9 protein-coding genes are annotated in these 11776 nt (G+C 55.8%); 3 read left to right on the plus strand and 6 right to left on the minus strand.

Annotated elements, in window-relative coordinates; genetic code table 11:
- Positions 1–18: 18 nt before the first annotated feature.
- Positions 19–1689 (minus strand): kdo(2)-lipid A phosphoethanolamine 7''-transferase, encoded by a 1671-nt coding sequence (gene eptB, locus A1830_RS04160; protein ID WP_067702274.1) that lies wholly within the window; start codon positions 1687–1689, stop codon positions 19–21.
- A 466-nt stretch (positions 1690–2155) separates the two neighbouring features.
- Between eptB and A1830_RS04165 the strand changes: the two genes are divergently transcribed.
- Positions 2156–3430, plus strand: coding sequence for a Glu/Leu/Phe/Val family dehydrogenase (locus A1830_RS04165; RefSeq protein WP_067702127.1), 1275 nt, complete (start codon positions 2156–2158; stop codon positions 3428–3430).
- A 37-nt stretch (positions 3431–3467) separates the two neighbouring features.
- On the opposite strand, the gene A1830_RS04170 is transcribed toward A1830_RS04165, so the two are convergent.
- From A1830_RS04170 to A1830_RS04180, 3 genes are all read right to left on the minus strand, one after another.
- The gene (locus A1830_RS04170) at positions 3468–3878 is read right to left on the minus strand and encodes a hypothetical protein (protein ID WP_067702130.1); all 411 of its coding nucleotides are present in this window, start codon (positions 3876–3878) and stop codon (positions 3468–3470) included.
- Between the two features lie 60 nt (positions 3879–3938).
- Positions 3939–4385: a DUF441 domain-containing protein gene (locus tag A1830_RS04175; protein ID WP_067702133.1), complete on the minus strand. Its 447-nt coding sequence runs from the start codon at positions 4383–4385 to the stop codon at positions 3939–3941.
- A gap of 96 nt (positions 4386–4481) precedes the next feature.
- Complete coding sequence (locus A1830_RS04180) at positions 4482–5117, minus strand: hypothetical protein (RefSeq protein WP_067702136.1); 636 nt, start codon at positions 5115–5117, stop codon at positions 4482–4484.
- Between the two features lie 241 nt (positions 5118–5358).
- Here A1830_RS04180 and hpxO point away from each other — a divergent pair, with 241 nt between their 5' ends.
- Positions 5359–6516: an FAD-dependent urate hydroxylase HpxO gene (gene hpxO / locus A1830_RS04185; protein ID WP_067702139.1), complete on the plus strand. Its 1158-nt coding sequence runs from the start codon at positions 5359–5361 to the stop codon at positions 6514–6516.
- Between the two features lie 133 nt (positions 6517–6649).
- Here the strand turns inward: hpxO and dcp are convergent, their stop codons facing one another.
- Together dcp and guaD are read right to left on the minus strand one after the other, a co-directional pair.
- On the minus strand, positions 6650–8704 hold the full coding sequence (gene dcp, locus A1830_RS04190) for a peptidyl-dipeptidase Dcp (protein WP_067702142.1): 2055 nt from the start codon (positions 8702–8704) through the stop codon (positions 6650–6652).
- A gap of 108 nt (positions 8705–8812) precedes the next feature.
- Positions 8813–10159, minus strand: coding sequence for a guanine deaminase (gene guaD, locus A1830_RS04195; protein WP_067702145.1), 1347 nt, complete (start codon positions 10157–10159; stop codon positions 8813–8815).
- A gap of 396 nt (positions 10160–10555) precedes the next feature.
- Here guaD and ydfG point away from each other — a divergent pair, with 396 nt between their 5' ends.
- Positions 10556–11302, plus strand: a complete 747-nt coding sequence (gene ydfG, locus A1830_RS04200) for a bifunctional NADP-dependent 3-hydroxy acid dehydrogenase/3-hydroxypropionate dehydrogenase YdfG (RefSeq protein WP_067702148.1) — start codon at positions 10556–10558, stop codon at positions 11300–11302.
- Positions 11303–11776: the final 474 nt, after the last annotated feature.

The following is an 11776-nucleotide window of genomic DNA, read 5'->3' on the forward strand; positions in this document are numbered from 1 at the left end:
CCGGTTCAGGCAAAGGTGTCAGTGGGTTATCGCTTTATTTACCTGACACCAGTTACGCTGCGGGTTGATGCCGCCGTCTGGTGAAGTGTAGCCAATACAGCCTAAAACGCTGTCAAACAGCTTTTCATGAAACACCGGCGTTTTGTCGCGCGCCAGCGTTTTTAGCTGCGCAAAGGCCGCGCTGTTGTCGGGCTGCTGCAGGAATTTATCGGAAGCCCAGACCATGATCGGCACGGTACGCTGCTCCATCGGTGCCCTGTCGCGCGGCGTACCGTGAAAATGCATATTCTGTGAAATCGATTCACCGTGATCGGACGCGTAGAAGACAATGGCGTTGCGGTTACGCAGCTGATTGAAGACCTGTTCCAGTACGTGATCGGTATAGAGCAGGCTGTTGTCGTACGAATTCACCATCTCTTCAGTCGAACACTGGTCATCAATGCCCTGACACTCCGGCTTGTAGCGCGCAAAGGATCGCGGATAGCGTTCGGTATAGAGGAAATGTGAGCCTTTGGTATGCAGAATAACCAGGTGCTTACCCTTAGGATGACGTTCCAGCGAATCCCGCAGTTCGTTAACCAGCGCCATATCATCTATCGGCTTGCCCACATTGCGCTTTTCAGACTGGATAGTTTCCCGCAGGGCATAGTCATCCGCCTGGGCCTTATTGTAAAACCAGGCTTCGCTCTGCATGGAGAACAGCTCCGATGAGAACCCCTGCTTTTTCAGCACCGAGAAGACGTTCATCTCTTTTAGCGTGCGCTCCGGCGCGTCGGACGCGCCTCCCTCACGCACAAACATACAGCGCAGCGAAAGCTTGGTAGAGGTATCGCAGGAGTAGCCCTCCAGCGCCGCGAGGTTTTTCTCTTTATCGAGATTTGGCGTGTTATCGCGGCTGTAGCCGTACAGGCCCATATGGTCGCGACGGGCGCTTTCACCGATAATAAATACCACGTACAGGTCGTTAACGTCCTTTGGCGGCGTATAGGTAAAGTGCTGAGCGGGATCGAACAGATTGCGGTTGTCCTCTGCCTGGCTCCAGCTGCTATACGCCAGCAGCCCCACGCCCGACAGCCAGTTTGACGGCGAGTAGCTCCCCGCCACTACGCCGCCGTAGCTGGCCATCATGCTGTTATTCTGGCGGTCGAGGGAATCCTGACGATCGCCCATCACCTTTAACGGCAGCCAGCAGCAGAGGGCAGCCGCGATCATCACGCCGCCACGGCCCATAAACGCCTTATGGTTATGGCGGCGCAGCGCCGCTTCCGGCAGTGGCGACAGCCAGAGCATCAGGATCGGCAGCAGGCTGACCAGTACCACCCACAGGTAAAAGTGCCAGCCGACCGACTCTTTTGAAAGGTCGAGGCTGTCGGTCGCCATTACCGAGGCAATAATGCCGTAGCCGATATCGACGTTGAAAAAAATCATGTAGTAGCTGGCGGCAACGGAAAACACCACCAGCAGCGTCAGCAGGATCCTGAACAGCAGGCGTCCAGCCAGCGAGGCGAGCAGCGTGACAAACAGGACCAGCGCAAAGGCAGCCAGCATCTCTGTGGCGGTAGAAAGCGCGGCGTCCTGAGTGAGCTGATGGAAGCGACGGAAAAATATGGGCAGGTTAAGCAGGATGCCAACATATAAAGCAACAAAGCAGCAGACCCGATGCTGGGTCAAAAAAAGCAGTTTTTTCATCTGATTCATCGTGATTGTTAGTAAATAGTCATGCCAGTACAGAGAAAGCGAGAGAGGCTCTGAAAACTGCCATTTAGGGCGTGCGGAAGGTCAGACAAAGTAAACTAACGTGAGTTTAACTCAGGTTGATGAAATGTATTGTTATAGTGTTACAAATCATGTTCCCGCCGCAAGCGGACCAGGAATGTTGATCCTATTCAAAGTTTTGAGAAATAGTGTTTATCCCGGACTATGCAGTTTAAATGCATAAATATGACTTGCCTTTCGCTTTCACCTGACATCAGATGTTCCTGGGATGTTATTTATTCGCGCTATGCCTTTTCGTCGCCAAAAACAGTTAAATTTTACATAAACTTAAAGATTTCAAAACATGCTTTTAATGATAAATTTAGTCGCGCATAAGTGATATTCACCAAATACGCCCGGATTTGGCAGCACAATTAACTCATTAAAATTAAGGTTTGTTATGGAAAAGCTATCTTACGTTTCTGACAGCAGCACAACGGCCTGGTCAACATACCTGCAACAAATTGACCGCGTTGCACCCTATCTGGGGGATTTGTCCCGCTGGATCGATACGCTGCGACATCCGAAGCGCGCGCTGATTGTTGATATCCCGCTGCAAATGGATGACGGCTCTATTCGCCATTTCGAAGGCTTTCGCGTACAGCACAATCTCTCCCGGGGACCGGGTAAAGGCGGCATTCGCTATCATCCCAATGTCGATCTGAATGAGGTGATGGCGCTGTCGGCGTGGATGACCATTAAATGTGCTGCGGTGAATCTGCCTTACGGCGGAGCTAAAGGCGGGATCCGCGTCGATCCCTTTACGCTGTCAGAAGGTGAGCTTGAGCGCCTGACCCGCCGCTATACCAGCGAGATCGGCCTGATTATCGGTCCGCAGAAGGACATCCCCGCGCCCGACGTGGGAACCAACGCCCGGGTAATGGCCTGGATGATGGACACCTACTCCATGAACCACGGGACTACCATCACCGGCGTGGTCACGGGCAAGCCTATCCATCTTGGCGGCTCGCTGGGTCGTGAAAAGGCTACCGGCCGCGGCGTCTTTATCACCGGGCGCGAAGTGGCCCGCCGTTCCGGCATCGAAATTGAAGGGGCGAGAATCGCGGTTCAGGGGTTTGGTAACGTCGGCAGCGAGGCCGCACGGCTGTTTGTGGCAGCCGGTGGCCGGGTAGTGGCGATTCAGGACCATACCGCCACCCTCTTTAACGCCGGCGGAATCGATCTGGATGCCCTCAGCAGCTGGCAAACCACGCACAAGAACATCGCGGGGTTCCCCGGGGCTGAAGAGATCGCCAGCGAAACCTTCTGGAGCGTGAAAATGGATATTCTTATCCCCGCCGCGCTCGAAGGCCAGATTACCCGCGAGCGGGCGGAAAAACTCAGCTGTAAGCTGGTACTGGAAGGTGCGAACGGCCCAACCTACCCGGATGCGGACGATATGCTTACCTCACGCGGCATCACCGTGGTGCCGGACGTAATCTGTAACGCCGGTGGCGTGACCGTCAGCTATTTTGAGTGGGTACAGGATATGGCGAGCTTTTTCTGGAGCGAGGATGAGATCAATCAGCGGATGGACAGGATCATGACCGAGGCGATGGTTCACGTCTGGGACAAAGCCGCAGAGAAAGCCTGTAGCCTGCGCACCGCCGCCTATATTGTCGCCTGTGAACGCATTCTGATGGCCCGCAAAGATCGCGGGATTTACCCCGGCTAAAACCCTCGGGCGGTGCTGCACCGCCCGCTGCCTTCCCCTACGCTTCGGTAGCCGCGGCCACCTGATACTGCGTTTTAAACGCTTCGTTTTCATCCGTCAGCCGGATGGCGGCTTCGATCATCTCGTTCTGTATCATCAATGTGCCACCGCTGGTGCGCCAGTGAATATAGAGCACGCAGAGCGCGGCGACCTGTAGTCTGTCATTCTCATCGCTGCTGCCGTTAAAACCATATTCTGCTTCTGACCAGCGATAGACGTCGGCAATAAAGGGCATGTCTCCGCTTTCATCCAGCGGCGGCAGGGTCTCAAACAGCGCCAGCATTTCGGGCGTTGCGGTATAGCGCTGGCGTCCGATGGCGTCCATCTGACGCCCGTGGGCGCGGGTCTGATTGGCCTGTTTCGCCTTCATTTTTGCCCGCTTGCTACGTTTATCCTGCTTACTGCTCATCGTATGACTCTCCTGATGTTAGGCGGCGATGATAGCAGAATGCACAGGTGAAAGCTGAGCCTACATTTTGCCGATAAACAGTGAGACCAGGCCGGCGGCAATCAGCGGCCCGACCGGTACGCCGCGAAACAGCGAGACGCCGATGAGCGTGCCAATCAGCAACCCCCCTACTATGGTGGGCTGGCTGCTCATCAGGGAGACGCCGCGTCCCCCTACCCAGGCCACGAATATGCCAATCGCGATAGCCAGCAGGGATTTCCAGTGGAGGAATGAGCCCAGCAGCGTGCTGCCAGGCAGGGTGCCGCTGGCGATGGGCGCAATGACGCCAATAGTGAGGATGATGATCCCGACGGTGACGCCCTGCTTTTCAATCCATGGGAAAAGTGCGTTTAGCGGCGTCATGCGCACCACGATCAGTACCAGCAGCGCGATGGTAACCGTCATGTTATGACTGAAATAGCTCATGCCGGTTAACACCAGCAGTATAAACAGCGTCATATCGAACATTATATTCCCTGAGAGCCGTAAGCGTAACGTCTTGTCTCTCCAGCTTAAAACGCTTTACCGTTCCGTTCTAGCTTTTTAAGTCTCAGCCCTTTTTTCTCAGAGGAGGGTCTCAATCGCTGCCTGCAAGCTGACCGCAGGCCCGGTCAGAACCGATAGGGTGCTGTTGATGTATTTCTCCGCCCCGGCCATGGAGCTTTGTGCCAGCACGATGCAGCCCAGCGCAGAGTCCGGGCGCTGCTGTAGATAGTGAGCAATTTCCTGATGGTAGCCGCTAATATCCCCCGCATTGTAGTAAGCCCAGGCCCGGGGAACGAGCTCGACCATCAGACGATCGCCGGGAATAAATGCCTCAAACAGATGCGTCGTCGAAGCCAGCGTTGAGTGCGCCGTGCACAGCACCAGAATTGAGCCGTGATAATGCGAGGCGGCTTTCGCCAGGGTGGCATCGACCCGCAATACCGGCTTAGTGAACCGTTCTGCCTGCCAGGCAACGACGCCCAGCGTGGTGCAGGTGACAATGACCACGTCCGCCTGCTGGCAAAGCTCATCTATCGCCTGTAACGTGGCTGCCTCTATCTCAGGGGTCATCTCACGGGCCTCGATGGCCTTTTCCAGTAGCTCACTTTCTACCCGATGAAGCAGTTGAAACTCGTCAAAATCCAGCGCGTGCAGTGCCGCTTCATAGAGTTCGATATTACTCCGGGCTGCGTGCAGGCAGGCAATAATGGTCATGGCGTCTTCCTTATCAGGGGGATAGGTTAACTGTGGCAAATCTTTCGGGCTTTGCCAGTTTACTGCATCGACCCTTAACTCACCACTTCCCCCTTTTGGTGCAATACCGCGCGCTTATGCCCCCTCCCGATGAAACGAATGTTGCAGGCCCGATTCATTCGTCACATCCCTCCCCGTCTGCCGCGGGACGGGCATCTGGTATGAAAATTGCACGAATGGGTAACTGGTAAAGGAGAGACGCATGAAAGTAATAGTGATAGGTGGCGGTATCGGTGGACTGTGTAGCGCGATAGCCCTGAAGCGGTACGGTATTGAAACGGAAGTGTATGAAGCGGTGAAAGAGATTAAACCGGTCGGCGCGGCGATCTCCATCTGGCCCAATGGCGTTAAGTGCCTCAATTTCCTGGGAATGAAAGAGCCGCTGCGGGCACTTGGCGGTAACATGCGCACGATGGCCTATCAGGATTTTCGACGGGGGGAGGTTCTGACCCGATTCAGCCTCGATCCGCTGGTGGCTCAGTCGGGCGAACGTCCTTATCCAGTGGCGCGCGCCGAACTCCAGATGATGCTGCTAAATCATTACGGCCGCGAAAAGGTACAGTTTGGCAAGCGCGTAACCCAGGTCGAACAGGATAGTCAGGGCGTCATCGCCCGGTTTGAAGATGGCAGCGAGGTCCGGGGTGACCTGCTGATCGCCTGCGACGGTACCCATTCGGTAGTGCGTAACAGCGTGCTGGAGAGACCGGTTGAGCGGCGCTATGCAGGCTATGTGAACTGGAACGGCCTGGTTGAGTGTGATGAAGCCATCGCGCCCGCCGATCAGTGGACCACCTTCGTCGGCGAGGGTAAGCGCGTCTCGCTGATGCCGGTGGCGGGTAACCGCTTCTATTTCTTTTTTGATGTTCCCCTGCCCGCAGGTTTAGCGGAAGATCGCACTTCCCTGCGTGACGATCTTACGCGCTACTTCAGCGGCTGGGCGCAGCCGGTGCAAACGCTGATCGAACGTATTGATCCGCAGACCACTAACCGCATCGAAATCCACGATATCGACCCCTTTTCGCCGCTGGTTAAAGGACGCGTGGCGCTACTGGGTGATGCAGCGCACAGCACCACGCCGGATATCGGCCAGGGCGGCTGTGCGGCGATGGAGGATGCGGTGGTACTGGCAGACGCGCTGCAATCGCATCCGCTCGATGCTGAGGCGGCGCTGCGTCACTATCAGCAGCAGCGCGTCGATCGGGTAAAAGATTTGGTGCTGAAAGCGCGTAAGCGCTGCGATGTTACTCACGGTAAAGAGATGGCGGTGACCCAGCAGTGGTATGAAGAGCTGAAAACCGAGACCGGCGAGCGCATCATGAATGGCATGTGCGAGACCATTCAGGGCGGGCCACTGGCGTAGTGGTTGTGCACCGCGCAGGCCCACCCTGATGTTTGAACGGCTGTTTAGCGCGAAAGATACCCTACGGTTGAACGGCTGTTTAGCGCGGGGACTACCGCTTCTGGTAGCGGATACTCCCCAACTTATCACACCCTTAGCTGTCCTTAAGCCCGCGATTAATCAGCATCGGTTCAATTTCAGGATCCCTTCCCCGCCACTCGCGATACAGCTGATTAAGATCTTCACTGTTACCGCGTGACAGGATCTTATCCCGGTAGACCTGGCCATTTTCCCGCGTCAGGCCACCCTGCTCGTTAAACCATTCAAAACCGTCATCGGCCAGCATCTGCGTCCAGAGATAGGCATAATATCCCGCGGCATAGCCGCCTCCCCAGATATGCTGGAAGTAGCTGGAGCGGTAGCGAGGCGGCACGGCGGCAAGATCAATTTTATCCTGCTGAAGGGCACTTTTCTCGAAGCTGTCCACGTCCTGCACCGGCGTATCCGACGCAAGGCTGTGCCAGTGCTGATCCAGCAGCGCGGCGGCCAGCAGCTCCGTCATGTCGTAGCCCTTGTTGAATTTACTCGATTTAACGATTTTATCACGCAGCGCCTGCGGCATCGGCTCGCCGCTCTGATAGTGATGGGCGAAATTGTTGAATACCTGGTCATTGCTGGCCCAGTGCTCGTTGCACTGCGAGGGGAATTCCACAAAATCTCGCGGTGTTTCCGTCCCGGAGAGGCTGGGGTAGCGCTGACTGGCAAACAGCCCATGCAGCGTATGGCCAAACTCATGGAACATAGTGATAACATCATCCCAGCTAATCAGAGCGGGTTCGCCGTCGGCCGGTTTAGCAAAGTTACAAACGTTATAAATGACCGGCCGGGTATCCAGCAGCGTTGACTGCCCGACAAAATTGCTCATCCATGCCCCGCCACCTTTATTATCGCGTTTGAAATAGTCGACATAGAACAGGGCCAGCGCGTCTCCGGTGCTGTCGAAAATCTCGAAAACCCGCACGTCGGGCTGGTAAACCGGAATATCGCTGCGGGGGGCGAAGGTAATTCCAAACAGCTGCGTGGCCGCCCAGAAAACGCCCTTATCGAGGACGTTCCACATCTCGAAATAGGGTTTGGTTTCGCTCTCATCAAGATCGTATTTTTCCTTTCGCACCTGCGCGGAATAATAGAGCCAGTCCCAGGGCGCCACGGTAAAATCTCCCTGCTGCCGGGTAATCACCGCCTGAATGTCAGCCGTTTCACGCTGCGCCCGGTCGGTAGCGGCCGGAACAATCGCCCGCATAAAATCGAGCGCTGCCTCAGGCGTTTTCGCCATCTGGTCCTGTAGCTGCCATGCGGCAAAGCTGCTAAAGCCCATCAGGGCCGCCTGCTTAGCCCGCACCTGCGCCAGCTGGATAATCAGCTGTCGCGTATCGCTGGCATCCCCTTTTTCAGCGCGATTCCATGAGGCGTCATAGAGTGCCTGCCGCGTGTCGCGATTGCTCAGACTTTGTAGCGCCGGCTGCTGGGTAGTGTTTTGCAGCATAATCAGCCAGCTATTCTCCAGCCCCTTAGCCTGTGCTGCCCCGGCAGCCGCGTTCAGTTCGGCCTCGCTCAGGCCTGCCAGCAGGGTCTTATCCTTTACCACCAGCCCCCCGTCCCGCGCTGCGATCAGCAGCTGGTTGGTAAACTTTGTACTGAGCGACGCAGCCTGCTGATTCAGCGCTTTGAGCTGGTCTTTTTGCGATGCATCCAGGCTGGCACCGGCCAGCTGGAAACGCTGCCAGATAACCTCGACCAGCCGCAGGGATTCCCCCGACAGGCTGAGCGAATGACGCTGCTGATAAATCGTGTCGAGACGCGCAAACAGGCGGCTATCAAGTTTGATATCATCCTCCAGCGCGGTCAGCTTCGGCGACATCTCTTCGTCCAGCGCCTGTAACGCATCACTGGTATTGGCTGAGGTCATGGCACCAAAGACGTTTTCAACGCGCTTAAGCATCTGCCCGGCTTTTTCGAGCGCTTCGTAGCTGTTTTCAAAGGTGGGGGCGTCGGGATTAGCAATAATTTTCTGGATCTCTTCGCGCTTGACCCGCATGCCCTCTTCCAGGGCGGGGCGGTAGTCGTCCTCCGAGATGAGATCGAACGGCGGTGCCTGAAACGGCAGTGTGCTCGGCTGGCTGAAAGGGTTGGCTGACGAGAGGGGCATGGGCGTGTCTCCGGGTCGCTAAAGCTTTCAGCATAGGACGAGAAGGCCGTGAAGCCAACCCCGTCACTAACGTAATGCGAGATATCTCCAGCCGCTCTCCCGGGGATATCAACGGCCCCCGGCAATTTCGCCCTTCTCCACGCTATTTTGCTGCCATACGCACTGGCCGTTAACCCAGGTACTGGCGATATTACGATCGTCACCCAGCGTCATCAGCACAAACATCTTTTCCCCGATATCGCGGCTGTTGGCCTGGCGCATTTTTTGTAGCTCTGAGACGGCCGGATCGATCACCACAAAATCGGCTTCCTTACCCGGCAGAAAGTTACCGATATGGCTATCCAGATCCAGCGCCTTCGCGCCGCCGAGCGTGGCGTGGTAGAACGCCTCACAGGCTGACAGGGAATAGCGCTGTAGCTGGCCCACTTTGTATCCTTCGGCCAGGGTTTTCAGCATATTAAATGTCGTACCTGCCCCGACATCGGTGCCGATGCCCATCTTCACCTGCCTGTCCCAGCAGCGTTTCAAATTGAACAGGCCGCTGCCGAGAAACAGATTGGACGTGGGACAAAAGGCGACCGCCGAATCGGTGTCATGCAGGCAGTCCCACTCGCTATCTTCTAAATGCACGCAGTGAGCAAAGACGCTGCGACGCCCGGTAAGCTGATAGTGATCGTAGACGTCGAGGTAGCCGCTGCGATCGGGAAAGAGCGATTTTACCCACTCAATTTCCTGGGGGTTTTCGCTAAGGTGGGTATGCAGCCAGGTATCGGGAAATTCGGTTTTAAGCTGACGTACCTTGCCCAGCAGAGCCGGGGATGAGGTGGGCGCAAAGCGCGGCGTCAGCGCGTAGCTGAGACGGCCGCAATTGTGCCAGCGGTCAATCAGCTCGCGGGTTTGCTGATAGCTCTGCTCGGGCGTTTCGGTAAGATAGTCAGGGGCGTTGCAGTCCATCATCACCTTACCGGCAATCAGCCGCATATTGAGGCGATGCGCCGCTTCAAACAGGGCATCCACGGACTGGGGATGCACGGTGCCGAACACCAGCGCGGTAGTGGTGCCATTGCTGAGCAGTTGCTGCAAAAAAAACGCCGACATGTTCGCGGCATGCGTCGGGCAGTGATACTGGCTTTCGACCGGGAAGGTATAGTGCTGTAGCCACTCCAGCAGCTGTTCGCCGAAGGCACCAATCATCTCGGTCTGCGGATAGTGAATATGGGTGTCAACAAAGCCCGGAACGATAAGCTTTCCGCGATAGTCAATAACGGCCTGCGGATCGCTTAACAGCGACTGGCCCTCTTCCCAGCTTTGCAGCGAAACAATTTTACCGCCGTTAAGTAGAAGCAACCCATCCTCAATATAGCGGGCGAGACCGGCAAGCTGCCCGGGATTTTCCGCCGCAGCGGTAAAATCAAAAAAACTTCCCCTAATGGCCTGGGTATAGGTCGGTAACATAGCGATTCCTTTTTGAAAGAGCCTTGTGCTTTTTCGGTTATGGCAACAGAGGGGTGAAGTGAAATTTGCAATTGTCATGCCAGAGCAAGGTGAAATTAATATAGCTAATTTTCAGGTAGTTAGCATAAATTGATGACCTTTTTTAACTGTGCAAATATAAATGGCCAGGCAATCGTTTGCCTGCATAAGCAAACGATTGCAATGTCACTATCTGTATTGGGTGAATGCTTTTTCTGCGGGCCACCTCCCCGGTCGCGCACCAATAAAAGGCATATCCAGGGTCTGATGCGCCAGTAGTGTGCAGCCCCGGAATTAACATATAGATATTGCGTCTTATCAGGATGTGGGCAACGTGATAGGGTGAAGAAAAGTTAAAATATGATGAGGAACAGTATGATGATTGTGTTTGTTACCGGTGCCACCGCGGGATTTGGCGAGAGTATCACCCGCCGCTTTATCGCTCAGGGTCATAAAGTCATAGCGACCGGACGCCGCAATGAACGTCTGCAAGCGCTGAAGGATGAGCTGGGTGACAATTTATACACGCTGCAGCTGGACGTACGTAATCGCGCCGGAATTGAAGAGGCGCTTGGCAGCCTGCCCGCTGAGTGGCGCAATATTGACGTGCTGGTCAATAATGCCGGGCTGGCTCTGGGTATTGAACCGGCTCATAAAGCCAATGTCGATGACTGGGACGCGATGATCGACACCAATAATAAGGGACTGGTTTATATGACCCGTGCCGTGCTGCCTGCCATGGTGGAGCGCGATGTGGGTCATATTATTAATATTGGTTCGATAGCGGGCAGCTGGCCTTATGCGGGCGGTAACGTTTACGGGGCGACCAAGGCTTTTGTGCGGCAGTTTAGCCTTAACCTGCGTACGGATTTGCACGGTACGGCGCTGCGCGTGACGGATATCGAGCCGGGCCTGGTGGGCGGCACCGAGTTTTCGAACGTCCGTTTTAAGGGCGACGATGCCAAAGCCGGGAGCGTTTACGACGGTACAGAGCCGTTGACGGCGGAGGATATCACCGAGGCGGTTTACTGGGTGGCGACGCTGCCTAAGCACGTGAATATTAATACGCTGGAGATGATGCCGGTTGGCCAGACCGTAGCGGGCCTGAAGGTCCATAAGAGCTGAGGTCAGGGCCTGCGCGGGTTAGTGTTGTTTGCATGAAGGTCAAAACCTGGTCTGGTGACAGGGCTATGTTGCGGGTCAGAACGCCGGGGCGCCGTAAACCCATCCCTGGGGGCTTCACTGCCGCATCCCTGCGGCAGAGACCNAACGCCGGGGCGCCGTAAACCCATCCCTGGGGGCTTCACTGCCGCATCCCTGCGGCAGAGACCCGGCTTATCTGCTCCGCAACACCGCCCTCTGGCTGCGGAATGGGGTGCGCATTCTCTGGCAGTGGCTAAGGTCAAAACCCGCCAGGTGATGCAGCTATGTTGTTTGCAACAAGGTCAAATCCAGCTCCGGTGACAGGGCTAAGTTGCTTGTAGGAAGGTCAAAACCTGCTCCGGTGACGCGGCTATGTTGCGGGTCAGAACGCCGGGGCGCCGTAAACCCATCCCTGGGGGCTTCACTGCCGCATCCCTGCGGCAGAGACCCGGCTTA

Origin of the sequence: Erwinia sp. ErVv1 (assembly GCF_900068895.1) — a bacterium.
Lineage (GTDB): Bacteria > Pseudomonadota > Gammaproteobacteria > Enterobacterales > Enterobacteriaceae > Erwinia.